The organism is Hymenobacter mucosus, from assembly GCF_900188255.1.
Lineage (GTDB): Bacteria > Bacteroidota > Bacteroidia > Cytophagales > Hymenobacteraceae > Hymenobacter > Hymenobacter mucosus.
Window position 1 is genome coordinate 490,656 of the sequence record NZ_FZNS01000002.1, and the last position, 26,542, is coordinate 517,197.

Genomic DNA, 26,542 nt, shown 5'->3' on the forward strand with positions numbered 1-26,542 from the left:
CAGACTCTTGCCCTTGGCGCATCCCGGTTTATCCGAGTACCTTTGTTTAGCCGGGGCTACTTGCTTTGCGCCTCCTTTCCTCGCTTTCTGGGTTATTCATGCATGTCTGAGTCCGTACCTACTACCTCCTTTCTTGAGCGCACCATACAGCGGCGCTCTTTCTTCCGCGTGGCCGGGGCTACTGCCGCTGCTTCCACGCTGGTGCTTGCTGGCTGCGTCGGCTCCGACGACGATAATGACGAAACGGGCCCTTCCGTAAGTACACTGCGCTTCACCAAAGACGATTTAGGTGTACTGAATTACGCCTACTTGCTGGAACATTTAGAAGCTGCTTTTTATCAGAAAGTGGTGGATGCTTTTCCTAGTGATTTTACTGCTGATGACCGAGCCGCCTTCGTGGATTTGCGCGACCATGAGGTAATTCACCGGGAGTTTCTTCGCTATGCTCTTGGGACAAACGCTTTCGATAACGTAGTACCTATAGCTTTCGATTTCACTTCTTTTAACCTCACTACCCGGGCTGGAGTGTATGCCGCGGCTCAACTGCTGGAAGATGTAGGTGTAGGTGCTTACAACGGCGCTGGCAAGCTACTGACGGCCCCTGCGTATCTCAAACTAGTAGGCAAGATTGCCTCGGTAGAGTCACGTCATGCAGCTTTCGTGCGCGACCAGGCGCAGCCCGGCTCATTTGCTGCCGCCGATGTGGTAGAAAACACAGGCACACTAGCCGGGCTTGATACGGTTAAGACGCCCACGCAAGTAGCCGAGTTGATTGCCAAGTACGTGCAAGCAACTCTCATTGTCACTGATCTTCCTACTTTGTAAGCGCTGCCTTGTCTTATGCAATTTCTGAAACTACTAGCCCAGTTGGCTGAGCTTGATGAGCAGCAACTAACTGCAACCGGTCCTCGGCGCACGGCCCTGAGCCGCCTCGGCCAAGCCGGCGCTGCCGTGCTGCCCGCAGCTCTCACGGCCCTAGCTTCGCCCGCGGCGGCCCGCGACATCAAGGACACACGCACTCCTCTCGATGTGCTCACGCTGGCACTTACACTAGAGTACCTCGAAAACGAGTTTTACTCCCGCGCCCTTGGCCTCACTCCTGGTGGGCCGGCTAATCCGACGGCCTTCTTTGTTTCGGCGGAAAACAAAGCTGCTATTGAAACTATTCAGCGCCACGAGCAGCAGCACGTAACCTTGCTTTCCCGGCTTATTGTGGACGCGGGCGGGACAGTTCCACCGGCGCCGCGCTTCGACTTTACGGGTAGCAAGAATGGCGCACAAGCTGCGGTGTTTGCTGATGTATACACCAACCTCGACACCTTCTTGCAGGTAGCTCAGCTCTTAGAGGATGCCGGTGTACGGGCCTACAAAGGGCAGGTAGAGTTTATCCAATCCTACGACTCATTGCTGGAAGCAGCCCTGCGCACGCACTCCACGGAGGCGCGCCATGCCTCTCATATCCGCACGATGCGCCGCCAGCGTGGTGCCAATGTAAAGAGCTGGGTAAGCCCTTCGGATACGCCCATTACCACTGCCGGTTCGGGGCCCAATAAAGCCTATGCTGGCGAGGAAAATATCACGCAGTACGTTCCCACTACTACTACCATCAAGCGCGTACCTTTCGAGCAGGGCCTTCCCATTAATGTAGCTACCCCAGCTTTGTCGCAAAGTGCTATCCTAGCCAAGGTTGCTGAGGCCTTCGATGAGCCTATTGACGCAGCTACCTCAGTGGAGCTAGCTCAGCTATTTATCTACTAAATACTGCTTCCCGTCTATATAGCCGGCATCAGCCAACACGAAAGGAACGACTGTGTCGTTCCTTTTTTGCGTGTATAAATAGGGCATATTAAATTCACTATACTCCAGCTTGCATTCGGCAAACATTGTTTTGTATCTTTCAATAAAGTGAGGCAAAAACATCTACTAGGAATCGGCTTTTTTCAACATCTCCCGTATAGGAGGCCTGCTTACTGAACTCCTTTCCATTTTTACCCGCTTACCGAAACCCAAACCCCACCATGCTTGAGTACGCCAAAACCATCCTGCTTAAAGTAAGCTTCGACAAAATTTTGTTCGAGAAGGAGCTGCGCAAAGCACTCCGGATGTTGGTTCCGACAGAACTGTCGGAGCTGAAAAGTTGGTGCTATCAGCAATTCTCTACCTTGTACCGGCGCATCTTAAACCGCGTGTTTGCCCAGCCGGCCGTATAGGTACCCAATTGCCCCCGCCACCCAACACAACACCCACCCACGACGGAGCCGTGAGCCGCTCGCCTACTAGGCAGCCTGCTCACGGCTCCGTCGTGTAGTGGGAATGCGCGAACATTACATACGCGGCTCCTCGGTAGGCCCGCCAGCTTCCGCCGGTGGTGGGGGCTCCTCACCCAGCACAAACCGAATATTGCGCTGCAACCCCACGTAACCCGTCCGCTTCACGGCCGACTGCCGGAACAGCTCCGAAAACAACTCGTGCGTGATTTCCTGCCAGTCGCCGGGGGTAAGGTCCTTTAGGCCAGGGTGGGCCTTGAACTGAGGCTCCTGATGGGGCTTGGAGAAGCGGTTCCAGGGGCATACGTCCTGGCAGATGTCGCAGCCGAATATCCAGTTGCCGAACTGCCCGTTTACTTCCCGCGGAATCTGGTCTTTCAACTCAATGGTGAAGTAGCTGATGCACTTGCTGCCGTCTACCACGTAGGGCTCTGTAATGGCCTGCGTAGGGCAAGCGTCAACGCACTTGGTGCAAGTGCCGCAGTAGTCCTTAATGGGGCCATCATAGTCCAACTCCAGGTCCACAATCAGCTCGGCAATAAAGAAAAAGCTACCTGTACCGGGCCGAATGAGATTGGTGTTTTTTCCTACCCAACCCAAGCCGCTTTTCTTAGCCCAGGCCTTGTCCATCACTGGGGCAGAATCCACAAAGCAGCGGCCGCCTACCTCTCCTATTTCCTCCTGCATATCCTGCAGCAAGGTCTTGAGCTTGTCCTTGATGACAAAGTGATAGTCGCGGCCGTAGGCGTACTTACTTATTTTGAGCGTGTCGTCGGGCTGCTGTGCTTCCTCAGGCGGGTAATAGTTTAGTAGCAACGAAATCACCGACTTTGCTCCGTCTACCAGCAGGCGCGGATCGAGGCGTTTATCAAAGTGATTGGCCATGTAGGCCATCTTGCCATTCATCTGTCGGTTCAGCCAGTTTTCCAGCCGCGGTGCTTCCTCCTCCAAAAACTCAGCCTTGGAAATACCGCAATACATAAAGCCCAGCTCTGCCGCCCGGCGTTTGATAAAAGCAGTATAGTGGGCGGTTGGAAGCATGGATGCAAAGGTGGCCAGAAAAGCTGGAACGCCATTTTTAATTCAGTATCGCTATAATTCCTTTTTCTATTTTTCGTTATTTATCTTTTTGTTTAAAAGCACAAGTACACCACCTGCTGTACCCATTGCAGCTATAGCGTCTATATCTGTTACATAAGCAATAAATTCGGCCGGGATACCACCAATTAATCCCCCTACTAATGCCCAACCAAGATATTTTAGGCTATTCTTTTTATTCGCTTTTACTATTTCATTCATCGGAATGAAATAGTCAGCTCTATTTTCCTTTATAAAGCGTTTATAATTTTCAATAAACTCGTCCCACACTTTCTCTTACGCATTCGTTACCATCTGTCCTGTCGTATCAATATTAAATTCTGCACTAATCTGGCCTTCATTAATCTCGACTCGCACTTCAGACTTCCATTTCAGGGGATTGAATGTCCACATAGTTGAAGCAAGAGAACCACGTGTGAATTTTAATTTTCCGTTCCCGTTTTCTACGAGTTTAAATCCTGAGTGCTGAAAGTATTTAATTGTTTTTTCAACTACTTCTACTACACTAGTTACGGGAATAATTATATTCTTACGCATTGCTATTTTCTCATTTTGCGGTGGCTGAAACTAACCTTTATAGTTAGGCTGTCACCACTTCGGATAGTAACAGGTTGCTGTTGGTTGTTTCCAAAGTAGCCTTATTCGATTAGTAAGAACAGCACTATGCTTTTCACTTATTAACTAACCAGTAAAAAGAAGCGTTATTCAAAAAAATAGAGAGCCGAAATGTAGCGTATTACGCTGCTTTCCGGCTCTCTATTCATTACTAGCAGCAAAGGTTAGCTAAACAGCTCCCCCGTGGCAGTATTTCCGCGCAGGTGCTGGGGCATTTGGCGGCCTAGGTGCTGGTAGGCTAGCTCAGTAGCTTCTCGGCCGCGGGAAGTGCGCTTGATAAAGCCTTCTTGAATGAGGAAGGGCTCATATACCTCCTCAATGGTTTCGGCTTCGTCGCCGCAGGCAGTGGCAATGGTGCCAAGGCCAACGGGGCCACCCTTGAACTTATCGATGATAGTACTCAAAATGCGGATGTCCATTTCGTCGAGGCCATTCTGGTCCACGTCGAGGGCATTGAGGGCAAACTGAGCAATTTCCTGGGTGATGGTACCCGTACCTTTAATTTGAGCGAAGTCGCGGGTACGGCGTAGCAAGTTGTTGGCAATACGGGGCGTACCGCGCGAACGACGGGCTATTTCGAAGGCCGCATCTTCATAAATTGGAGTGCCTAGTATTTCCGCCGAGCGCTGCACAATAGAGGTCAGCAGCTTGGAATCGTAGTACTCCAAGCGGGAGCTGATACCAAAACGAGCCCGCAACGGGGAGGTCAACATCCCCGAGCGGGTAGTAGCCCCAATCAGGGTAAACGGCGACAACGAAATTTGCACAGAGCGGGCATTGGGACCCGAGTCGAGCATAATGTCGATACGGTAATCTTCCATGGCTGAGTACAAATACTCCTCCACTACCGGGTTCAGGCGGTGAATCTCGTCGATGAAGAGCACATCGTTGGGCTCCAGGTTGGTGAGCAGGCCAGCCAAATCGGAAGGCTTGTCTAGCACCGGGCCGCTAGTCATTTTAATACCAGCTTGCAACTCGTTGGCAATGATGTGCGAAAGAGTAGTTTTACCCAAGCCGGGAGGCCCGTGCAGAAGCACGTGGTCGAGGGCTTCGCCGCGGTGTTTGGCGGCCGCCACAAATACTTTCAGGTTTTCTACTACCTTGCCCTGACCCGTAAAGTCATCGAAGGAAAGCGGGCGGAGGGCCTTGTCAATATCTTTCTCGGTGGCATCCATGTGGTCGTTGCCACCCGTCATATAAGGTTCGCGCATACGAATTTCATCAGGTTGAGCGTGTCGAAAGGTAACACGGCGGGCCCGTAGATTATTCCCTTTTTAGCAAAAAAATAGCACAACTGCATTATATTACTAATATAGTTAGCAAACAGTATCCTAGCCGCTTCGTAAGGGTTGTAGCAAGGCTCCGCATCGTTGCGGATACTAACTTGCCGGCCAATATCCTTTCCGCCCCCATGTCCGTTTCCGTTGCCTGGCTCGATGCCCTTCCTGCCGATTTCTATGATCAGCTAGCTCATTGCTTGAGTTTGCACGGAATGGCAGCAGCCGAACTGCTGAGCCGGCCCGCAGAAGAACATATGCGCCGCCTCCACGACCTCACCCATCTTACCGCGGCGCAGGTGCAGCAGCTCAACCGCATCAGCAGCCACACCGAGCTACTGGCAACGCTACACACTGAGCCGCTGGCGTTGTACTACTTGCTTCTGCTGGGCCGGCTTACGCTGGAAACTTCCGTAGCTGCGCCCGTGCTGGCCTACGTGCAACAGCAGATGCACATTACCGCCGATCAGCTCACACAGCTACAGACCTATTGCCTGGAACTCAGCGGTGCATTCCTTACGACGCTGGAACAGCACCTGCCCGCCCCCAACGGGGCCGTGTCGCTGGGCTGGCACCGCTTGCAGATAGAGGAAATATTTGCGGAATACACTGCTCAGCTGCCAGAGGCCCCTCCACCGGTAGCCAACCTTCGGCTCACAGAGCCCCAGCTGCAAATGCTGCGCCTTTCCCTGCTGCTCGTACACAGCCTCCCACAGGCCGCCGACCATCCGTTCATGCGGGCTGTAAGCCGGCTAGACAATTTGCAGCCGGCAGCGCTAGAACCCTTGATTGAACACTTAAGCCGCATTCGGGCCCAGGAGCAATTACGCCTAACCATGCCGGAACTAGTGCAGCTCTACCAAGGTATGCAGGTATGCGGCATGGTATTCATCTCGGACGTTATGAACAAGCTAGGGCTGGAAGACCTGTTCCCCACGTTGTCGGCAGAAGAGGCCGGGGCTACTACCCCCGCCCCGGCTAGCAACCGGCAGGCAGTGGGCGAGATGGTAAGCGGATTCACGCACTGGGTGCAACACACTTTCCCCGATGCACCCGAAATCATAGAAGCCCGCGCCCAGGTATTAACCCTGGCCGACGCCCTGTAGCCGCTAGCCTAGCAGGTGGGTCTTACGCGCGTTCGAGCAGCACTTCAATTTCCAAATGCAGCCACTCTTCTTCCCAAGCTTTATGAGTGAGGCGAGCAGCCAGGGGATACCCGGCATCTAATAGGCGCGCCACGGTTTCATTACGGCCTTCGGGCAGGTAGCCCAGCCAAAAAGCATCGGAACCCGTTGTATACACGCGCACGGCCCAATCGTCGTAGGCACTATCGGCTTCCCGCTGCAGATTAAGCAGTTGATTGGGCTGCAACTGAGGTTCTAACTCCCGCAAGCCAGGGCGGTGCGTAGTTCCAGCTACAAGGCACTCAAGCAAAACAAGGGTTTCGGCAGAAGGAGTAGGCATGAGCAAGTAAAGCAAGTGAGGCCGTAAAATAACACGGAAACTAGAAGTTTGCCGTACTGCCGCTACGGGCCCTCTTTTCTTCCTCACTCCACCCTCTTCCTTGTATTGATTTCCTGGCCCGGTATTTTTGCCCTATGTACAGCAAAACTGAAGTAACCCAGCTCCGACAAGCCTTCTGGACTACATTTGGCCAGTACATGCAGCCTGTTCCCTCTGCCGAAGGCGTGCCCACGAACTGGATCAACTATAAAACTGGCCTGAAGCACGTGTACTTCCGCATGCAGGCCGATAACCGCCACGCTACCATCGGCATTGAGCTAACCCACCCCGATGCGGGCATTCGGGAGCTGTTTTTTGAGCAGTTTCAGCAACTGCGCAACATGCTGAACGAGACTACCGACGAAGCCTGGGTGTGGGAAGCCGACGGTGTGGATGCCAACGGGCAGCCCTACAGCCGCATTTACCAGGAGCTTCGCCCCATCAACCTCTTCAACCGGGAGGACTGGCCCCAGCTTATTTCTTTCTTCAAGCCTCGTATCATGGCCCTAGACGAGTTTTGGAGTTCCGCCCAATATGCGTTCGATGAATTGCGCTAGGTTTTCCGTTAATTCCTTGATTATGGTAAAGCTATCTGCAAGCTAGGCTTTGGGTAAGCTAACACCGCATTATATGGCGCCCTACTACCACTACAGAAGCCCCGCTGATACGTATCAGCGGGGCTTCTTGCTAAGAGCTGCACTTTGCCTACTTAAATGCCTGAATGCCGGTAATATCGGCGCCGGTGATGAGTAGGTGAATGTCGTGGGTGCCTTCGTAAGTTACCACCGATTCCAAGTTCATCATGTGGCGCATAATGGGGTACTCGCCGGTGATACCCATGCCGCCGTGAATTTGGCGGGCTTCGCGGGCAATTTCCAAGGCAATTTCCACGGAGTTACGCTTGGCCATTGAAATCTGGGCGGAGGTAGCTTTACCCGCATTTTTGAGCATGCCCAGGCGCCACACCATCAATTGGGCCTTGGTAATTTCCGTAATCATCTCGGCCAGCTTCTTCTGCTGAAGCTGGTAGGAGGCAATTGGTTTGCCGAATTGCTCCCGCTGCAAAGAGTACTTCAGTGCCGACTCGTAGCAGTCAATGGCGGCACCTAGTGCCCCCCAAGCAATACCGTAGCGGGCCGAGTCGAGGCAGGAGAGCGGCCCTTTAAGACCGTCAATGTTGGGTAGGATATTTTCCTTGGGGATGCGCACATCCTCGAACACCAGCTCGCCAGTGGTGCTGGCACGCAGGCTCCACTTGTTGTGAATTTCGGGCGTAGTAAAGCCTTCCATACCGCGCTCCACGATAACCCCGCGGATGCGGCCGTTATCATCCTTGGCCCATACTACTGCTACCTGGCATTCTGGCGAATTGGAAATCCAGAGCTTAGCACCGTTGAGCAGGTAGTAATCACCTTTATCCTCAATCTTGGTAATCATCCCGCCGGGGTTTGACCCGTGGTCGGGCTCGGTAAGGCCGAAGCACCCGAGCCACTCGCCAGAAGCTAGCTTAGGCAGGTACTTGCGGCGCTGCTCCTCAGAACCGTATTGGTAGATGGGGAACATCACTAGAGAGCCTTGCACCGAAGCCGTGGAGCGCATGCCCGAGTCGCCGCGCTCAATTTCCTGCATGATCAGGCCGTAGCTGATGTAGTCGAGGCCTCCGCCGCCGTACTCCGTAGGAATGGTAGGGCCGAAAGCGCCTACCTCCCCAAATTTGCGCACGATGTCGGAGGGGAAGTGCGCCTGCTGAGCCCACTGCTCCACATTGGGCGAGATTTCCTTCCTCACAAAGTCGCGGATGCTTTGGCGGATAAGTTTGTGCTCCTCCGTCAGCAGGTCGTCGATGTCATAGTAATCAGTAAAGCCGGCGGCGTTCAGGGAGCCTTTGTTTTGCTGTACCTGGGCCTTGGGCGAAAGAACGTCAGCTTGCGAAGACATAGCGGGAATATGGGTGGGTTAACTGACCAAAGATAACAAATTCGGGGCGGCGGCCCCGACCCGCAACCCCACTAGCGTCGACATAAAAAACCCTGACCAGTTAAACGAACTAGTCAGGGCTTGTGGGCGTGAAGCTTGAGGGAAGAATGCCAGAACCACCCGTCAATTCCTCGCCGGCAAAAAGCTGAGAGGCAGATTCTCAGCTGAAAAATCATGCCTTCTCTACTGGCAAAGTCTATGCCGAAATATACGACCCTTCTTATATAATATTGATTGTTTCCGAGGAAAATTACCGCACTATGGAGGCAACGTTACCCCCAAATTCAAACTCAACAGTGTGTAAATCAAAGCTGAACCGTAGTTTTTATACCGTGATTAGAACTTAACCCCCACCGAGGCCAGGAAATTACGCGTGGCTTGGGGGAAGTACCAGTTGAAAGTTTGCTGCCGGCCCGTGGCATCGGGGTAGCCGTAAGTGTAACCATTGGCCTCGTAGCGGCGGTTCAGTACGTTGTTCACCAGTAGGCCTAGTTCCACTTCCTTCATAAACGAGGGGTAGATGCTGTAACGGAGGCGGAAGTCGAGCACTTGGTAGGGCTTGAGGCGCCGGTCTTCGCTGGTGGAATTGTCGAGGTATTGGCGGCTGACGGTTTTGTAAAGCAGTGCCAAGCGGAGCCCTTTCAGGGGCTGGCCTTCCAGCGTGTGCGCCGATACAACCGAAGGCGAGTAGGAAATGGTAGTAGAGCGGGCTTCGGATGCTACAATAGGGGTATAATCGGCATCGTAAATTACCTCGCGGAAGCCCAAGATGCGATTACGACTCAAGGTGAGGGTGCTGCTCAAGCTAATTTTGTCATTGGCCGAAGCAAAGCCCGACAGTTCTACACCCGTGCGGTAGCTCCGGGCTACGTTCGTGCGCAGGGCCGTACCCACATCATTTAGCTGCCCGGTGGCTACCAACTGATTGCGGTAGTTCATGTAGAAATAGTTGGCCTCGACGCGCAACGCCGTGCCAGGGCCCAGCAGCGTGCTATTCGGCAACGACAACCGGTAGCCGCCCTCCAAGTCGTTCAGGCGTTCGGCCTTGGCGCTTTGGTCACCAGCGGGTCGGTCAGTGAAATCGGAGCGCACAGGCTCGCGCTGCCCTACGGCAAAGCTAGCGTACAGCTGCTGGCCCTCGCGCAGGGTGAAAGTAGCACCAGCCTTGGGGTTGAAGAAGGTGTAGCGGGCCCGCGTGGTCACATCGTTCTGGTCGTCCTCTACCCCATCAATGGTGTACTCGATGTGGCGCACCTGCACGTCGCCGTACACGCCCAGCTTCGGGAGCACCTGCCACGTCGCCCGAGCGTAGCCGTTGTAGTCGGTCTTGCGGGCGTCGTTAAAGTAGTAGCGCTGGCGGATGTTGCTATTGGAAGCATACTGCGCCCAAATCACCTCGCCATAGTGGTCGTTAGTGAAGCGGTTCCAGGCCCCGCCTACCGTAGCCTGTAGCTTGTCGTTGGCCTTGGGCTGATAGTTCAGGGCAAAAGTCCCCCCGTAGAAGTAGTTATCCAGCCATTTTTGATCTACTAAGTTGGTACGCGTGAGCGTGTCGCCTCCGATAATGACGTTCTGCAGACCGTAGTCGGTGAAGCGCCGCCGGGCCCGATAGCTCTCATAGTACCCAAACCCGCGCGTAAGGTGCAAGGCGGCGCCCAGGTTCCAATCGTCGCCCAGGCCTTGGGCCAGGTGCAGTTGGTAGTGGTTTTGCTGGTAGTTATCGGTTTGGTTGTCGTAGGTGTAGTAACTGTAGCGCCGGCCTTCCTGCATGGCCCGCTCAGCATCGGCTTCACTCAATTCTCCGTTGTCGATGTACTGTTGCAACAAAGTCCGGTCGCCGGTTATAGCGGGTTCGGGTACGCCGTTCCAAGCCTGGTAGGTTTTCTCGCGGCCCGAGAAGGTGATGAACTTGAGCAGGGTATTCTTCTGCTGGTAGCCCGCCGAGAAGTAGTACGATTTGAGGTCGGAGGCGCCGCGCTTTACGTACCCATCTGACACAATGCGCGAGAGCCGCCCATCGAAGGTAAAGTACTTACCTACCAAGCCCGTACCAAATTGCACGTTGTTCTTCCAGGTATTGAAAGAGCCGTAGGTATTTTGGGTTTCGCCATAAGCCTCACGGCGGTTGTCTAGGGTGCTGATGTTGATGCTGGCCCCGAAGGCTGCGCCCCCATTTTGGCTGGTGCCTACCCCCCGCTGCACTTGCAAGCTGTTGACCGACGAAGCCAGGTCCGGCAGGTTCACCAGAAACGAGCCGTGCGATTCGGCATCGTTCAAGGGCACCCCGTTGATGGTCATGTTGATCCCCGTGTTGCTGGTACCCCGAATGCGAATATCGGTGTAGCCCACGCCCGCGCCCGCGTCGGAGTTGACCACCACGGACGGGGTCTGATCGAGCAGGTAGGGGATGTCTTGTCCGAAGTTGCGCTTGGCCAAATCTTCCTTGCTCAGGTTGGTGTAGGCCGTGGCGGTGCGCTCGTTGGCGCGGGTAGCCGTCACGAGTGCCTCGCCCGTAAGAACGCCTGCAGGCTGTAAAGCAAAGAAAATCTGCTGGGCGGCGGCTTGTCCCTGAAAGCGGCGCACTATAGGCTCGTAGCCTACAAACGTGATGCGCAACTCATGAGAACCTGGCCCAACGGCTGGTAGAATAAAAGTACCATCGGCAGTAGCCGCAATAGCTGCCCCATCGAGCAGCACGGTGGCGCCGGGCAAAGCGGTACCGGTGCGGGCATCCGTAACGGAGCCAGACACGGGACCTTGTGCCCACGCCGGACCGGACAACGCCAGTAGGGCCGCGCCGGTAGTCAGAAAACGTTTCAAAAAGAAGACTGGTAATAAGTAGAACGGACCTGGCGCCAGGGGTCGGCACCATCGGTTTTTCGCTCGCGGATCGTTTGTTCCCTTCGCCGGCATTACCCGGGCAGGTTCAATGGGTATGATCTCAGCCTTATTGCCACGTGTGGCCTGGGGCACCCCTAAAACTGCTGTAAAGGTAGGGCGCGGGCTGCCAGAATCAAATTAGGCTGGGAAGTGGGCCGTACTTGCCGTCTTCCCGCCGCAGGTATATCAGCCCCAGATACTTTCCTTTCGACTGATAATCACCTATCTTAGACTAGCACCATTTGTCGCTAATTCCCGCAGATACCCAAAACAACTCTTCCTAGCTTTCGTTATTCTATGATACCGCGCTCGGTGTAGTTTTTCTGTTGTCCTACCTTTTCTTGCCATGAATATCGTCGCATACCTTCTTGTGGTACTGGCCATTCTGGCTTATTTCCTGCTCACGCCACGCCGGCGCTTTCCTCATCCGCCTTCCCCCGACAACGACGACGAGGGTGGCGAACCCATTGACGACGGCTTACCGGACCTCGACTTGCCGCCGGGCATCTCCCGCCCCATCAACGACTGGGAACCGGACTATAGCTACCCGCGCGTGCCGATGGAAGTATAAGTGCTAGCACACACAAGCGCCCGCCCCCTGAACTTGATACGTTCACAGGGCGGGCGCTTGTGTGTGCTCTATGCCGGAGTTAGACTTATAAATCTTTGGCCATGCGCATGTAGGGAATGGTGCCGCGGTAGAAGCGGTTGCCCTCCGGCTCTAAGCCAAACGCCCGGTAGAAGTTTTCGTTTTGGGCGCGCGCATCGCACCAGATGCGCTGGGCGCCCTTCTCGCGGGCTACATCTAGCACGTGGCGCAAGAGCTGAGAGCCGATACCTTGGCCCTGGCAGTCGGGGCGGGTGGCAAACTTGCGGAAGCGGGCCACATTGCCATCAATGAACAGGGAGATAACCGACACGAGCTTGGCGTTGTGGAAGGCGCCAAAGTGGTGGCCCTGGTCATCTTGGTTTAGTTTGATGTATTCGATGGACTCGTCGGGCCACAATACTTGGTGACGGAGAGGGTACGTTTCGGCCGCAGCAATGGCGCGGATGGTAAGATCAGATGACATGCAAAAAATTACTCGACAGTGATGCTGTAAGAAGTCATGAATTGTTGGTTGGGACCCAGGCTCAGGATGCCTTCCTTATCGGCCAGTTCACCCGCGTCGGTGGTGGAGCTGGCAATGCCCTGCCAGGGCTCAATGCATACGAATGGGGAGCCGGGGCCTTTAGTCCAGAGACCCAGGAAGGGAAACCCATCGAAGCGTAGGCGCACCCCGCGACCCGAGCGTCGGCTGCGGAGCGTGATGTGATTGAAGTCGAAGTGCTTCAGAACCAAAGCATCCTGGGCAAAAAGCGGGTAGCTGAGGGGTAGGCTTGCCTGGTCTTCCAGTAGGGGTTCGGTGTGTCCGTTGAGTAAGCCTCCTTCCAGCAAATGACGCTCCGCCGTTACGGGGTGGTCGAAGGTGAAGTCATAATCCTCAAAGGATTCGTCCTCTACCAGAGGGCATCGGAAGGCCGGGTGGGCGCCAATGCTAAATAGCAACTCACCCGAGCCAGGGTTTTCCACCTCCCACCCAATGGTGAGCTGCGGCCCCGCGAGGCGGTAGCTGATACGCAGAATAAACTCAAACGGAAACCGAGCGCGGGTAGCCTCAGTGGGGCGCAGTTCAAACAGCAGTTCGGCGGGCGTTTGGCGCAGCAGCACAAACTCCTGGTCTCGGGCAAAGCCGTGCTGGCTGAGTTGGTACTGCTGGCCCTGGTAGGTGAACTGGTCCTGGGGGAGACGTCCAACGATGGGAAATAAGACGGGAGCGTGCCGGTTCCAAAAAGCGGGGTCGGCCGACCAGATGTACTCCAGATTATCGAGGTCTTTGCGGACGAAGCTAGCAAGCTCGGCGCCGTGGGTATTCACCGCCACGCGGCACTGTTCGTTTTCGAGGGTATACGTCATGCAGGGTAAGGACAGGTAGCTGGCCGCATTACGACGGAAACGGGGTCAGGGGTTTGGACCCCAGTAATGTATCGACGTGGAAACAGGCCGCATCAAGGCGCTGCCCAGGCGTGCCACTGATTTCGGCAAAGTTCGCCACCTGGTTGCGTAATTCTTGCTGGTAGAGGTGGTAAAAATACTGGCGGTGCTGCGGATGCTCGCGCAACGGGTCGGGCTCCCAGGGCAAGTCTACGTTCAGTAGCAACACCAAATGGTAGTGGTGGTGCTCTATGTGGCGCAAAATCCAGTTGGGGCAATACCCGAAGGCATGTTCCGCCCATACTTTTATCACCAGCAAATCGGTGTCACAGAACACTACCGGGCGGCCTAGGCGGCGGGCGGCCTGCTCGGCGGCAGCTTCGGCCTGCAACTGGCCCCGGGCTATTTCCTCCAAGTCGGCCAGAACGTAGCGGGGACCGCGCGCTTCCAAATACTCCCGGGCGTATTCGGGAGCCCATACGGTGTGGTAGTGCTCGGCCAGCAAACGGCTAAGCGTGGTTTTGCCCGTGGATTCGGGACCAGTGAGGGCAACGCGAAGCATCAGGCAGATGGGGTAGTGGGTGAATTATCAACCTTCCGCAGGGCTTGGCGCCACTCCCAATAACCGTAAGCTGCCAACCCTAAGTACAAGGCGTAGAGGCCACTAGTCAGCTGCAGCTCCTTATACCACAGCAGCGGCACGTAAAGTAGGTCTACCATAATCCAGAGCCACCAGTTTTCCAGGCGCTTGCGCATCATCAGAAACTGAGCGGCAATGCTGCCCGCCGTCGTAAAACTGTCGAGGTGGGGCGTAGTAGAATCGGTATGCTGTTGCAGGTAGTAGCCAAAACCCAGGGTAAACAGCGGAATGAATAGGGCGCACCCTACCCATTCCCAGCGCTGCACGTGCGTGACGCGCAGCTCCGTGCGGCGGCTTCCCCCGTACAACCACTCGTACCAGCCGTATAGGCTCAGTAAAACAAACAATACCTGCAGGTTGCGGTCGGCGTATAGCTTGGTATTGTGGTAGATGATGATGTAGAGCAGGCAGCTAAAGATGGCAACCGGAAAGTTCCACAACGACTCGCGGGCGGCCAGCCACACGCACAAAAAGCCGGTAGCCACCGCTATCTGTTCTAGGTGGGCAGGACCGACCCACTGTAGCACCGAGTCGAACGGACGCCATGCCTCGTTTAGCAATTGGCCCCAGCCCACGGCTGCTCCGCTTACTTGGGCCACCGGGGCCCATACCTCATATACGTGTAACACAACAGTAGTAAAAGCGGAGTACCCGGCAGCGCGGCTGCCACCCCGGCAACTTGGAAGGTCAAAGCTAAGGAGCTATGGGTTAATTTTACGGCCTCAGTATCTTTTCCTTGTCTTATCCACTCCCCACCATGCTCCCCGAACTCACGCCCGAAGATTTGCACGCCCGCCTACAGCGCGGCGAAGACATTCAACTCATTGATGTGCGCCAGCCCGAGGAGTATGCGTACTGCCGCATTGGGGGTAGTGAGCTGATTCCGCTGAGCGAGCTGGCTAGCCGCGCCGAGGAAATAGACCCTGAGCGCCCCGCTGTGCTCATCTGTCACCACGGGGTGCGCTCCATGCAAGCCTTGGCTTACCTTCAGCACCGCCACCAGCTCACCAACCTGCTGAACCTGCGCGGCGGCATCCACGCGTGGAGCACCCGCGTAGACCCCAACGTACCCGTATACTAGCTTTTTGGTCGTTGCCCCACTTTCTGCTCCTGTGCTCTGCCGTCCCCACCTCACATGAAAATACTACTGGTTGAAGATGAGCCGAAGTTGGCAGCGTTTGTGAAGAAGGGTTTCGAGAATGAGGGGTACGAAATTGACCTAGCGTATGACGGCCAAATGGGCCGGGCGTTCTTCCAGCGCCAGCCCTACGACCTGGCAGTGTTGGACGTGAACTTGCCTTACATCAATGGCTTTGAGCTGTGCCGCATTATCCGCGCGGAGCAGCCCCAACTACCCGTACTCCTCCTCACCGCCCTCGACTCGCTCGATGATAAGGTGACGGGCTTCGAGGCTGGAGCCGACGACTACTTAGCTAAGCCTTTCGCCTTCAAGGAATTGCTACTCCGGGCCAGGGCCCTAACTAAGCGCGCCGCCGCCACCGAATCGGGGCGGCAAGTGCTACGCATGGCCGACCTTGAACTGAACCTGGACTCTAAAATTGTGACCCGGGCCGGGCAACGCATCGACCTGACGACCCGCGAGTACGCCTTGCTGGAACACTTGCTGCTAAACCGCGGCAAGATTATTAGCCGGGTGGATATTGCCGAGCGCGTTTGGGAGCTAGACTTCGACACCAGTACCAATGTCATTGACGTGTACGTGAGCTACCTGCGCAAAAAGTTAGACCGCGACTTTACGCCCAAGCTGATTCATACGGTGGTGGGCATGGGCTACGTGATGCGGGAAGGCTAATGCTGATTCGGAACAAGCTTACCCTGCGCTTTACCTTGCTGGTACTGGCCATTCAGGTCAGCTTCTCGGCCTTCATTTACTATTTCCACGCCACTACCCGGCGGCAGCGCTTTGAGCACCGCTTGGTAAACATGGCTACGCTGGCGGGTCGCGTGCTGGTACGCACGGGCAAGCTGGAATCGGGCAATCTGGGCAGCATCCGCCGCGGCGACTTGCTCCTAGTACCCGACGAGGAAATTAGCATCTACGGGCCCCAGGGTGAACTGCGCTACAGCAGTGACGATACCATCAACCAGCGCTACAATCTCCGTTATCTGGGCCGCTTACGCACCCAGGCCCCCGTATTTTTTACGGCCAGCAACTCCCAGGAAGCCGTGGGCCTGGTGTATTCCCACCGTGGCAAGCAGTACACCATATTCGTCTCGGCAATAGATCGGCTGGCGCGGGCTCAGCTCGACCGCCTGCGCATTCTGCTGCTGGTTGGCAATGTGGGCGCCCTGGCCCTAACTATTCTGGCCGGCTGGTATTTCGCGGGCTCGGCCCTGCACCCTGTGGCCCGTATTATGCGGCAGGCCGAGCGCATTTCGGCATCTAACCTAGGTCGTCGCTTGCACGAGGGCAACCGCCGTGATGAGCTAGCTCAGCTCGCCAAGACGTTCAACGTGCTCCTATCCGAGCTGGAACAGGCCTTTGAGTCCCAGAAAAGCTTTCTGTCGCACGCCTCTCACGAGTTGCGCACCCCGCTCACTACCCTCATGGGTACTCTGGAAACGGCCCTCACCTACGACCACACGCTAGATGAAGCTCGCCAAAGCCTAGGCGCTGGGTTGGAAGCGGCCCGCCATTTGAACGGTCTTACTAATAGCCTACTGGCTTTGGCGAAGGTAGACGGTGCCCTGCCCGCACCCGTACCGGTGCGCCTCGATGAGTGCCTCAACCAAGCCCTAGAGTACGCGCACAGCAAATACCCCGGCCGGGAGCTACGCCTGACCTTCGGCGACCTGCCGGCATCGGAAGAGGCCGATGTGTTTATGGTGCCTGGCAACGCGCAGCTCTTGACTACAGCCTTATTCAACCTGCTCGATAACGCCTGCAAGTACTCGGTGGGCGCCATTCATTCAGAGCTCGGCTACGCTGCTACCCACACGCTGCAAGTACGCATCACTGATACGGGCCGCGGCCTCACGCCCGAGGAGCTGAGTCACATTTACGAACCCCTATACCGTGCCGCCGGAGCCGCTGGGCGTCCTGGCTACGGACTGGGCCTCCCGCTCACCCAGAAGATAGTACAGCGCCACGGGGGGCGCCTGGAGCTTACGTCGGTAGCTGGCGAGGGTACCACGGCCACGGTATGGCTGCCTGCGGTATAAGCCGTAAGTAATAGAAGCAAAAGATGCTTTCCATGCCCACGGAGGCCGGTTTTAATATCTTCTAATCTGCTTCTCATACCGTTTTAATGTCGGGGTAAGTCCTTTGGGGGGTAAACCAGCCGCCCGACGATGACCATTTCTGAGCCCCGGCCCAATAGTTTCTTGCTTTACCTCCTCACTGCAGCCGTTGTGCTGTCGGTGGGGCTGAACGCGTTTTTACTGTACCGCAGCGCCGACGAAGAAGCGCAACCAACGGCCCTTGCCGACGCAGAAGCTGAACTGCGCATGACGCAGCGCCTACTCGCCCATTGCCAAGACGACCACCAGCGCCAAGACAGTCTCCTGGTGTCGTTACGCGCGGCCTTGCCGGCGGCGGTACCGGTGGCGGGGCCCTAGTGGCTTCCTGCTTCCTTCCTTCTACTCCTCTCACCTTCCACTTCCCATGACTTCTTCTCCTATCCTGCCGCTCGCCACCGTATTGCGTCGGAGCTTGCCCGTTTTGCTTGGTACCGCCCTGCTAGCGGGCTGCTCGGCCGATGGCAAAGACCAGCCCACCGCGGAAGCCCCGCTTGAGCTGCCCGTGACTACCCTGCAACCTACCGAGCAAGAGCTATTCCACGACTACGTGGCCAACGTGCAGGCCGTGCGCAACGTGGAAGTGCGGGCCCAGGTGGCAGGCTTTCTAGAGCACATTTACGTGGATGAAGGCCGCCAAGTGAAGAAGGGACAGCCCCTGTTTCGGCTAAACGCCAGCGCCTACCAGAACAGCGTCAACCAGGCCCGCGCGGCTGTATCGGGGGCGCAGGCCCAGGCCCGCGCCGCCCGCCTGGAAATGGAGCGCGTGAAGCTGCTTGTAGATAAGAACATCATTGCCAAAACAGAGCTGGCCTTGTCGCAAACCAAGGTGAAGGATGCCGACGCCCGCGTGGCCGACGCCCAGGCCACGGAAGCCGCGGCTCGTCTCAAACTCTCTTTCACGCTGGTGCGCGCGCCCTTCGACGGCGTTATTGACCGAATTCCGCTGAAGGTAGGCAGCGTGGTAGAGGAAGGCACTTTGCTTACTACGGTTTCCGACCTGCGCTCGGTGTTTGCTTACTTCAACGTGGCTGAAGGAGAGTACCTGGAATACACCAAAGCCCGCCAGCGCCACCCAGAGCGCCACACCGATTCGGTGTCGCTGACCATGGCCGACGGCTCGCGCTACCCCCAGGCGGGCATCATTGAAACAACAGAGAGCGAGTTCAACGAAAGCACGGGCTCCTTGGCCTTCCGGGCGCGGTTTGCCAACCCGCAGCGCATGCTTAAGCACGGTGCCACTGGCCGCATCCGCCTCACCAATACCCTTCCGGAGGCGCTACTGGTACCACAGAAGGCAGTGTTCGAAATCCAGGACAAAAACTATGTGTACGTGGTGGACAGTGTCAATCAGGTGCACATGCGCAACTTCAAGCCCCAGACCCGTAGCGGTTTGTTCTACGTGGTGAAGGAGGGCCTAAAGCCCGGTGAAAGAATTGTGTATGAGGGCACGGCCGGCCTGAAAAACGGTCAGCACATCCGGCCCCGCGCCGTGGCCCCAGATTCTGTGCTGGCTTCTGCCCGGTAGCCTCAGGCTCCGTCGGGCGGTGCTTACCCAGGGCCTGACAGCCCAGAGAATCTAGCCGCTCCGGCCAACTACTCCTACCCCCTCCTTTGCTCAGGAAGGGGCACCCAGCTTTCAGCAATTCCCTCCCTTCTCTATGTTCGATATATTCATTCGCCGGCCAATTCTCTCGCTGGTTATTTCAGTTTTCCTGGTCTTGCTAGGGGCGCTGGCGCTGGTCACGCTGCCCATCACGCAGTTTCCCGACATTGTGCCGCCTTCCGTAACGGTAACGGCTAAGTACACGGGCGCCAACGCCGAGGTGTGCGCTAAGGCCGTGGCTACCCCCCTGGAACGTGCCATCAACGGGGTGCCGGGTATGACCTACATGTCGTCGGTGAGTAGCAACAACGGCGTGACCCTAATTACGGTGTTCTTCGAGGTAGGCACCGACCCCGACCTAGCCGCCGTGGGCGTGCAGAACCGCGTCACCACCATCATCGACGAACTACCCGAAGAAGTAATTAAGGCGGGGGTAACGACGGAGAAGGAGGTGAACAGCATGCTGCTCTACCTCAACATCATGAGCGACGACCCCAAGGTAAACGAGAAGTTTATTTACAACTTCGCCGACATCAACGTCCTGCAAGAGCTGAAGCGCATTGACGGGGTAGGCTTCGCCGAAATCATGGGCTCCCGGGAATACTCTATGCGAGTGTGGCTAAAACCGGACCGCATGGCGGCCTACCAGGTAGGAACCGACGAGGTGATTGAGGCTATCCGGGCTCAGAACGTAGAGGCGGCGCCCGGCAAATCGGGCGAAAGCTCGGGGCGGGAAGCCCAGGTGCTGCAATACGTGCTGCGCTACACTGGCAAGCTGTTCGAACCCGAGCAGTATCGCAACATTGTGGTGCGCTCTAGCGCCGATGGCTCCATTCTGCGCCTACGCGACGTGGCCGACGTAGAATTTGGCTCGCTTACCTACGGCATGTCGTCGAAGATTGACGGGCGCCCCTCGGCGGCCATCATGCTCAAGCAGCGTCCCGGCTCCAACGCGTCTGAGGTTATTGCGGGTGTAAAGGCGCGCATGGCCGAGCTGAAGGAAACGAGCTTCCCGCCCGGCATGACTTACAGCATTGCCTACGACGTATCACGCTTCCTCGACGCCTCCATTCACGAAGTACTGCGCACCCTGGTGGAGGCCTTCCTGCTGGTATTCGTGGTCGTGTACATCTTCCTACAAGATTTCCGCTCTACCCTTATTCCGGCGCTAGCCGTGCCGGTGGCGCTGGTGGGCACCCTGTTTTTCATGCAGGTGCTGGGCTTCAGCATCAACTTGCTTACCCTGTTTGCCTTGGTGCTGGCTATTGGTATTGTGGTCGATAACGCCATTGTGGTAGTGGAAGCCGTGCACGCCAAAATGCAGGAAAAGCACCTGCCAGCGCGGGCCGCCACCTTCGAGGCCATGCACGAAATCAGCTCCTCCCTCATTGCCATCACCTTGGTAATGTCGGCGGTATTTATTCCGGTTTCCTTCATGGATGGGCCCGTGGGCGTGTTCTACCGGCAGTTTTCGCTCACGTTGGCCATTGCCATTGTGATTTCCGGCGTGAATGCAGTGACCCTCACACCCGCCCTGTGTGCGCTCATGCTTAAGCATACGCCGCAAGCCGAGGGCGAAGAGCCTAAAGGTGTCATGGGCCGCTTTTTTGCGGGCTTCAACCGTCGCTACGAGGCTGTAGCGGGCCGCTACCAAGGCCTGCTGCGGAGCGTGGCAGGCCGCCGCGTGGTTACGCTGGCCGCCCTACTGCTGTTCTTCGGAGCTACCTGGGGCCTGACGCGCATCCTGCCGTCGGGCTTTATCCCCACGGAAGACCAGGGCATGATTTACGTGAACGTGACCACGCCCGCCGGTGCCACCGTGGAACGCACCGAGCAGGTATTGTCCCAGGTGCAGCGCATTGCTCAGAAGCTGGGCCCGGTAGAGTCCGTATCGACGCTGGCTGGGTACAGCCTCGTGAATGAGGTGGCGGGCTCTAGCTACGGCATGGGCATGATCAACCTCAAGCCCTGGGATGAGCGGAAGCAGTCGGTGCAGGACATGATTACGGAACTGGAAGAGAAAACCAAAAGCATCAGCGACGCGAGTATTCAGTTCCTGCCGCCGCCCACGGTGCCGGGCTTCGGTAACTCCAGCGGCTTCGAGTTGCGCCTACTCGACAAAACCGGCAGCGGCGACTTGCAGAAGACGGCCGCCGTAGCCCAAACCTTTCTTACAGCCCTCAACAAGGAAGGCGCTATCAACGGCGCATTCACTGGCTTCGACCCCAACTTTCCCCAGTACCTGATCCACGTGGACCAGGACATGGCGGCCAAGAAAGGTGTGACCATTGACCGGGCCATGAGCACTCTGCAAACGCTAATGGGCTCTTACTACGCCTCCAACTTCATTCGCTTCGGGCAGATGTACAAGGTAATGGTGCAGGCCTCGCCCGAATACCGCGGCCGCCCCGAAGATGTCCTGGCCTTGCACGTGAAAAACGACCGGGGCGAGATGGTACCCTTCTCCACCTTCGTGCGTCTGGAGCGGGTGTTCGGTCCCGATCAGCTCACGCGCTACAACATGTATACCTCAGCCATGGTGAACGGCGACGCCGCACCCGGTTTCTCGTCGGGTGATGCCATTGGAGCTATTGAGAAGGTAGCGGCCAAGGAGCTACCCCGCGGCTACGATTACGAGTGGAGTGGCATGACGCGGGAGCAAATATTGAGCGGCGACCAGGCGCTCTACGTGTTCGGCATCGTGCTCATCTTCGTGTACTTGCTGCTAGCGGCGCAGTACGAAAGCCTGCTGCTACCGCTGCCAGTGCTGCTAAGCCTGCCCACCGGTGTATTTGGGGCCTTCCTGAGCTTGAAGCTGCTGGGCCTGGAAAACAACATCTACGCCCAGGTAGCACTAGTAATGCTAATTGGCCTGCTGGGTAAGAATGCCATTCTCGTTATTGAGTTTGCCGAGCAGCGCCGCCGAGCCGGGGCATCGGTTATGGATGCGGCCGTGGAAGGCGCCGTATCACGCTTGCGGCCTATTCTGATGACCTCGTTTGCCTTTATTGCGGGCCTAGTGCCGCTGGTAATTGCGAGCGGCGCCGGAGCCCTGGGCAACCGCTCCATTGGTACGGCGGCGGCAGGCGGCATGCTCTTGGGCACGTTGTTCGGCATGGTCCTGATTCCGGGGCTGTACGTGCTGTTTGCCAGCCTGGAAAAGCCTAAGAATCTGGATGCCGATGCGGAGGATGCGGAAACCACGCCGCCCGTCCTGCACCAGCCTCACCATCTCGGCGCGGCCGTACCCGCCGGTGAACCTGTTCATTTTACTAAATAACTATGCGCCTGACCTCCCGTTTTCTGACTGGCCTGCTCAGCGTGGTAGCCCTTGTCAGCGGCTGCCAGGTGACGGCCCCGCGCGAGCTGCCCCCAGTGGTAGCCACGCCCACCGTGTACGCCGGCAACCCCACCACTCCGGACACTGCCAGCATCTCCGACTTACCCTGGCAAACTTTTTTTGCCGATTCGGCCCTCGTGGGGCTTATTGATACGGCCCTGGCTCAAAATCTAGACCTGCGCATGGCTCTGCAACGCGTGGAGCAGGCCCGGGCCAACTGGCTGGAGCGGCGCGCTCCGCTGCTGCCGACGGTAAACGGGGTAGCCGCCGCCGGCCTCGACCACTACGGCGACTATACCCTCAACGGGGTGGGTAACTTCGACACCAACCTCTCCCAGAATATTGAAGGCCAGCGTCGTATTCCTACTACCCTCACCCCCGACTACTTCCTGGGCCTGCGGGCTTCCTGGGAGCTAGACCTCTGGGGCAAGCTGCGCAGTCGCCGCAAGGCCGCGTATCTGCGGTTGCTGGCTTCGGTGGAAGGCCGCAACTTGGTGGTGACTTCGTTGGTAGCGGAAGTTGCCCGCGGCTACTACGAGCTGCTAACGCTGGACAACCAGCTGGCTTCCCTAGAGCGCAATGCCACCCTGCAACAACGCGGCCTAGATATTATGCGCGTGCAGAAGCAAGCCGGGCGGGCCACTGAGTTGGCCGTGCAGCAGTTTGCCGCCCAGCTATTGCGCACTCGCAGCTTGGGGTTTGAAGTGCGGCAGCGCATCACGGAAACCGAAAACCAACTAAACCAACTATTGGGCCGCTACCCCCGCCGCATTGCGCGGGGCCGCGCCTTGGCCCAGCAGGAACTTCCTACGCGCCTAGTGGCCGGTTTGCCTTCTCACCTGCTCCTGCGCCGCCCCGACGTACGCCAGGCGGAGTTGGAACTGACGGCGGCCCACGCCGACGTGGACGCGGCCCGCGCGGCCTTCCTGCCTTCCCTTACGCTCACCCCCTACCTTGGCTTCAACGCTTTCCGTACCGCAGCCCTACTAAACCCAGCTTCTCTGGCCTACGGCGCATTGGCCGGCCTTTCGGCCCCGGTGTTCAACCGCCGTCAGCTCAAGGCCGATTATGGCCGGTCGGTGGCCGTGAACCTAGAGGCATATTATGGCTACCAAAAAGCGATTCAAACGGGCTTCCGCGAAGTATCCACCAATTTGCGCGGCTTAGAAAACTACCGGCAGGTAGCGGCCCTGCGCCAGCAGGAAGTAGAAACCCTGACTAAAGCCATTGCTACCGCCACCGACCTCCAAGTAGCGGGCTACGCTACCTACTTGGAGGTTATCACCGCCCAGCGTAGTGCCCTGGAGGCCGAATTGAGCTTAGCCGAAGTGCGCCGCACTCAGTTTCTGCAAGCCATTGACCTCTACCGTGCTTTGGGCGGCGGCTGGGCCGCTACTGCAGTACCAGCCGGCCGATAAAACACTCCCTACTTCAAAACCCGGCCCAGCGTGCCGCATGTATTGCAGTAGGCTGAGCTGGGTTTTGAGCTTTCCGCCGCCCCAGCTCAGCCTACCCTACCGCGTCCAAAGCTTCCAAGTGACATCTTTGCACCATGATGTCCTTCAACCTGCCCGACCTACCCATTCGTGACGCGCTGCCAGAACTACTCCAGACACTAGCAGCTTCTAATGTGGCCGTGCTCCAAGCTCCGCCCGGGGCGGGTAAGACCACCCTAGTGCCGCTCGCTTTGCTGGAGGCCGCCTGGCGCGAAGATGGGCGCATTCTAGTGCTAGAACCCCGCCGACTAGCGGCCCGGGCCGCAGCTACGCGCATGGCCCAGTTGCTGGGCGAGCCAGTGGGGCAGACGGTAGGCTACCGCATGCGCCTGGAAAGCAAGGTGTCGGACAAAACGCGGATTGAGGTAGTAACAGAGGTGATCCTGACCCGGCAACTCCAGGACGACCCGGCTCTGGAAGGGGTAGCGGCCGTGCTGTTCGATGAATTTCATGAGCGAAGCTTGCAGGCTGATCTGGGCCTGGCCCTGGCCCTGGATGCTCAGAGCGTGCTCCGGCCCGACTTACGCATTCTGGTGATGTCGGCCACGCTGGATGCTGATCGCCTGGGGGCGTGGCTGGGGGCGCCCGTAGTGCGCAGCCTAGGGCACATGTTTCCAGTAGAAACCCATTATCTCACGCCACAGCGGGCCGCTACTGTGTCGCGCCGCCCGCACGAGAAGCTACAGGACCTTACGCCCCTCATCATCCGCGAAGCGCTGGCCCAGCATTCGACCGGCGACGTATTGGTATTTCTGCCTGGCCTGGCTGACCAGCGTCGTGTGGCCGAGCGCTTAGCGTCGTTGCCAGATCATATCGACATCCATACCCTCCACGGAGAGCTACCCGCCGAGCAACAAGACGCGGCCCTACGCCCCGCCCCCCAAGGCCGACGCAAAGTGGTGCTAGCAACCAGCATAGCCGAAACCAGCCTGACCATTGAGGGCGTTACAATTGTAGTAGATGGCGGGTACGCCCGCGTGCCCCGCTTTGAGCCCCGCACTGGCCTAACAACTCTGGGCACGGAGCCTGTCAGCCAAGCCGCCGCCGACCAGCGCCGGGGCCGCGCGGGCCGCCTAGGGCCCGGCACCTGCTACCGCCTCTGGACGGAAGCCGAGTACCGAGAGCTGCCTCATCACCTAGCCCCCGAAGTTCTAACCGCCGACCTCAGCCCTCTTGCCCTGGAACTAGCCCTGTGGGGTGCGCAAGACGCTACTGCTCTGCGCTGGCTAGATGCTCCACCAGCACCCGCCCTGGCCCAGGCCCGCGACTTATTAGTGCGCTTGCAGGCATTGGCTAGTACGGGCCATCCTACGGCCCACGGCCGCGCGTTGGCGGGCCTGGGTTTGGCACCGCGCTTGGCGCACCTAGTAGCCCGTGGCCAAGCGTTAGGACACGGCGCTACGGCCTGTGCGTTGGCAGCGCTACTTACGGAGCGTGATATTCTACGGCCGGCAGATGGGTCGTTTGGCCCACCCGATTTGCGTTTGCGTCTTGAAGCCTTGGCCACGGGACGAGCCCCCTTGCCTGGCTTGCTGCCAGACGGAGCAGCCCTGCGCCGGGTGCGGGAAGCGGCGGCCGTGCTGCGGCGCCGCACCGGGGCCCAGGGAGAAATTGAGCCGGATGTGGCGGGGCTGCTGGCGGCCCTCGCCTACCCCGACCGCCTGGCCCAACGCGAAACGTCCGAACGGGTGCGCTTAGTAAGTGGACAGCGGGCCATGCTCCCCGCGGAGTTTTTTGGGCAGCAGGATGTATTTTTTGCCGTAGCGGCTCTCGATGGGGTGGCCTCCCAGCCCCGAGCAGGTTTGGCAGCCCCCTTGAGCCGGGCCGAGTTGGAGGAGTACTTTGCTGATCAAGTAGAAACCCGCGATGAAGTACGCTGGGACGAAGCAACTGGCCGAGTAGTAGCCCGTCGTTTGCGCCGGTTGGGGGCTCTGGTCCTGTCAGAAACCACCATACCCAACCCCAGCCCCGAAGCTATTACGGCGGCGCTGCTCGGAGCCTTGCGAGCGGGCGGCATCAGCCGCCTACCCTGGAGCGAGGCCGCTACGCACGTGCGGGAGCGGTTGGCCTTTCTACATCATACGTTTCCAGAAAGCTGGCCCAATGTATCGGATGAGCACCTGGGTGCGGAGCTTGACGACTGGCTGGGACCCTACGTGACGGATGTAAAATCTTTGGCGGCGTTGAGCCGCGTAGACTTGGGGGAGGCGCTGCTCAATTGGCTACCCGGGGGCTGGTCCCAACGCCAAGAACTAGACCGCCTGGCCCCGTCTCACCTAGAAGTACCCACCAGCTCCCGTATCCGCCTCGACTATGTCGACCCCGCCGCCCCAGTTCTGGCCGTACGGCTGCAAGAAGTATTTGGCTTGCTAGATACGCCTACTGTAGGCGGGGGGCGGGTGCCCCTCACGCTGCACCTGTTGTCGCCGGGCTACCGCCCGGCTCAGGTAACGCGCGACCTGCGCAGCTTCTGGACCAGCAGCTACTTTGAGGTGCGCAAGGAACTCCGGGGGCGCTACCCCAAGCACTACTGGCCCGAAAATCCCTTGGACGCGCAGGCTATTCGGGGTACTAAAAAGCAGAATGGAATGTAGCTTTTGGCGCCTTATA

25 protein-coding genes are annotated in these 26,542 nt (G+C 57.6%); 14 read left to right on the plus strand and 11 right to left on the minus strand.

Going from position 1 to position 26,542, the window contains the following annotated elements; genetic code table 11:
• The first annotated feature begins 102 nt into the window (after positions 1–102).
• The 3 genes from CHB83_RS05990 (at position 103) to CHB83_RS06000 (ending at position 2,210) form a co-directional block, all read left to right on the plus strand.
• Entirely contained in the window at positions 103–825 is a 723-nt protein-coding gene (locus tag CHB83_RS05990; protein ID WP_089332007.1) for a ferritin-like domain-containing protein, read from the plus strand.
• A gap of 15 nt (positions 826–840) precedes the next feature.
• Entirely contained in the window at positions 841–1,758 is a 918-nt protein-coding gene (locus CHB83_RS05995) for a ferritin-like domain-containing protein (protein WP_052694993.1), read from the plus strand.
• Between the two features lie 260 nt (positions 1,759–2,018).
• Positions 2,019–2,210, plus strand: coding sequence for a hypothetical protein (locus CHB83_RS06000; protein WP_045687423.1), 192 nt, complete (start codon positions 2,019–2,021; stop codon positions 2,208–2,210).
• Between the two features lie 114 nt (positions 2,211–2,324).
• Here CHB83_RS06000 and queG read toward each other — a convergent pair whose 3' ends face one another.
• The 4 genes from queG to ruvB all read right to left on the minus strand — a co-directional run bounded on the left by queG (position 2,325) and on the right by ruvB (position 5,191).
• Positions 2,325–3,308 carry a tRNA epoxyqueuosine(34) reductase QueG gene (gene queG / locus CHB83_RS06005; protein ID WP_089332008.1) on the minus strand — a complete coding sequence of 328 codons (984 nt, stop codon included), beginning with the start codon at positions 3,306–3,308 and terminating at the stop codon, positions 2,325–2,327.
• A gap of 66 nt (positions 3,309–3,374) precedes the next feature.
• Positions 3,375–3,566, minus strand: coding sequence for a hypothetical protein (locus CHB83_RS06010; protein WP_089332009.1), 192 nt, complete (start codon positions 3,564–3,566; stop codon positions 3,375–3,377).
• Between the two features lie 75 nt (positions 3,567–3,641).
• A complete protein-coding gene (locus CHB83_RS06015; protein WP_089332010.1) occupies positions 3,642–3,902 on the minus strand; it encodes a hypothetical protein in 261 nt (86 codons plus the stop codon).
• Between the two features lie 242 nt (positions 3,903–4,144).
• Positions 4,145–5,191: a Holliday junction branch migration DNA helicase RuvB gene (ruvB, locus tag CHB83_RS06020; protein ID WP_045687424.1), complete on the minus strand. Its 1,047-nt coding sequence runs from the start codon at positions 5,189–5,191 to the stop codon at positions 4,145–4,147.
• Positions 5,192–5,391: 200 nt separating this feature from the next.
• Here ruvB and CHB83_RS06025 point away from each other — a divergent pair, with 200 nt between their 5' ends.
• Complete coding sequence (locus CHB83_RS06025; protein ID WP_045687425.1) at positions 5,392–6,363, plus strand: hypothetical protein; 972 nt, start codon at positions 5,392–5,394, stop codon at positions 6,361–6,363.
• A gap of 22 nt (positions 6,364–6,385) precedes the next feature.
• Here the strand turns inward: CHB83_RS06025 and CHB83_RS06030 are convergent, their stop codons facing one another.
• Complete coding sequence (locus CHB83_RS06030; protein ID WP_045687426.1) at positions 6,386–6,721, minus strand: HIRAN domain-containing protein; 336 nt, start codon at positions 6,719–6,721, stop codon at positions 6,386–6,388.
• A 134-nt stretch (positions 6,722–6,855) separates the two neighbouring features.
• On the opposite strand from CHB83_RS06030, the gene CHB83_RS06035 reads away from it, so the two are divergent.
• Positions 6,856–7,317, plus strand: a complete 462-nt coding sequence (locus tag CHB83_RS06035; RefSeq protein ID WP_045687427.1) for a DUF4268 domain-containing protein — start codon at positions 6,856–6,858, stop codon at positions 7,315–7,317.
• Positions 7,318–7,465: 148 nt separating this feature from the next.
• Here CHB83_RS06035 and CHB83_RS06040 read toward each other — a convergent pair whose 3' ends face one another.
• Both CHB83_RS06040 and CHB83_RS06045 read right to left on the minus strand, forming a co-directional pair.
• On the minus strand, positions 7,466–8,698 hold the full coding sequence (locus CHB83_RS06040; protein WP_089332011.1) for an acyl-CoA dehydrogenase family protein: 1,233 nt from the start codon (positions 8,696–8,698) through the stop codon (positions 7,466–7,468).
• Positions 8,699–9,073: 375 nt separating this feature from the next.
• Entirely contained in the window at positions 9,074–11,557 is a 2,484-nt protein-coding gene (locus CHB83_RS06045) for a TonB-dependent receptor (protein WP_089332012.1), read from the minus strand.
• A gap of 406 nt (positions 11,558–11,963) precedes the next feature.
• Between CHB83_RS06045 and CHB83_RS06050 the strand changes: the two genes are divergently transcribed.
• On the plus strand, positions 11,964–12,188 hold the full coding sequence (locus tag CHB83_RS06050) for a hypothetical protein (RefSeq protein ID WP_045690400.1): 225 nt from the start codon (positions 11,964–11,966) through the stop codon (positions 12,186–12,188).
• 85 nt (positions 12,189–12,273) lie between these two features.
• Here CHB83_RS06050 and CHB83_RS06055 read toward each other — a convergent pair whose 3' ends face one another.
• The 4 genes from CHB83_RS06055 to pnuC are packed head-to-tail and all read right to left on the minus strand — an operon-like array spanning position 12,274 to position 14,861.
• Positions 12,274–12,690, minus strand: a complete 417-nt coding sequence (locus CHB83_RS06055; RefSeq protein WP_045690399.1) for a GNAT family N-acetyltransferase — start codon at positions 12,688–12,690, stop codon at positions 12,274–12,276.
• A gap of 8 nt (positions 12,691–12,698) precedes the next feature.
• Complete coding sequence (locus tag CHB83_RS06060) at positions 12,699–13,574, minus strand: aldose 1-epimerase family protein (protein WP_045690398.1); 876 nt, start codon at positions 13,572–13,574, stop codon at positions 12,699–12,701.
• A 28-nt stretch (positions 13,575–13,602) separates the two neighbouring features.
• On the minus strand, positions 13,603–14,154 hold the full coding sequence (locus CHB83_RS06065) for an AAA family ATPase (protein WP_045690397.1): 552 nt from the start codon (positions 14,152–14,154) through the stop codon (positions 13,603–13,605).
• A complete protein-coding gene (gene pnuC / locus CHB83_RS06070; protein WP_052695646.1) occupies positions 14,154–14,861 on the minus strand; it encodes a nicotinamide riboside transporter PnuC in 708 nt (235 codons plus the stop codon). Before pnuC ends, CHB83_RS06065 begins: the two co-directional genes overlap by 1 nt.
• Before the next feature lie 128 nt (positions 14,862–14,989).
• Here pnuC and CHB83_RS06075 point away from each other — a divergent pair, with 128 nt between their 5' ends.
• The 8 genes from CHB83_RS06075 to hrpB all read left to right on the plus strand — a co-directional run bounded on the left by CHB83_RS06075 (position 14,990) and on the right by hrpB (position 26,526).
• Positions 14,990–15,313 carry a rhodanese-like domain-containing protein gene (locus CHB83_RS06075; protein ID WP_045690396.1) on the plus strand — a complete coding sequence of 108 codons (324 nt, stop codon included), beginning with the start codon at positions 14,990–14,992 and terminating at the stop codon, positions 15,311–15,313.
• Positions 15,314–15,367: 54 nt separating this feature from the next.
• Complete coding sequence (locus CHB83_RS06080; RefSeq protein WP_045690395.1) at positions 15,368–16,045, plus strand: response regulator transcription factor; 678 nt, start codon at positions 15,368–15,370, stop codon at positions 16,043–16,045.
• The gene (locus tag CHB83_RS06085; RefSeq protein WP_089332013.1) at positions 16,045–17,415 is read left to right on the plus strand and encodes a sensor histidine kinase; all 1,371 of its coding nucleotides are present in this window, start codon (positions 16,045–16,047) and stop codon (positions 17,413–17,415) included. Before CHB83_RS06080 ends, CHB83_RS06085 begins: the two co-directional genes overlap by 1 nt.
• A 129-nt stretch (positions 17,416–17,544) precedes the next feature.
• Positions 17,545–17,811 (plus strand): hypothetical protein, encoded by a 267-nt coding sequence (locus CHB83_RS06090; RefSeq protein WP_045690394.1) that lies wholly within the window; start codon positions 17,545–17,547, stop codon positions 17,809–17,811.
• 46 nt (positions 17,812–17,857) lie between these two features.
• Positions 17,858–19,018: an efflux RND transporter periplasmic adaptor subunit gene (locus CHB83_RS06095; protein ID WP_089332014.1), complete on the plus strand. Its 1,161-nt coding sequence runs from the start codon at positions 17,858–17,860 to the stop codon at positions 19,016–19,018.
• Between the two features lie 133 nt (positions 19,019–19,151).
• The gene (locus CHB83_RS06100; RefSeq protein WP_089332015.1) at positions 19,152–22,376 is read left to right on the plus strand and encodes an efflux RND transporter permease subunit; all 3,225 of its coding nucleotides are present in this window, start codon (positions 19,152–19,154) and stop codon (positions 22,374–22,376) included.
• A 2-nt stretch (positions 22,377–22,378) separates the two neighbouring features.
• Positions 22,379–23,854 (plus strand): efflux transporter outer membrane subunit, encoded by a 1,476-nt coding sequence (locus tag CHB83_RS06105; protein WP_089332016.1) that lies wholly within the window; start codon positions 22,379–22,381, stop codon positions 23,852–23,854.
• A 134-nt stretch (positions 23,855–23,988) separates the two neighbouring features.
• Positions 23,989–26,526, plus strand: coding sequence for an ATP-dependent helicase HrpB (gene hrpB, locus CHB83_RS06110; protein WP_245855291.1), 2,538 nt, complete (start codon positions 23,989–23,991; stop codon positions 26,524–26,526).
• Positions 26,527–26,542: the final 16 nt, after the last annotated feature.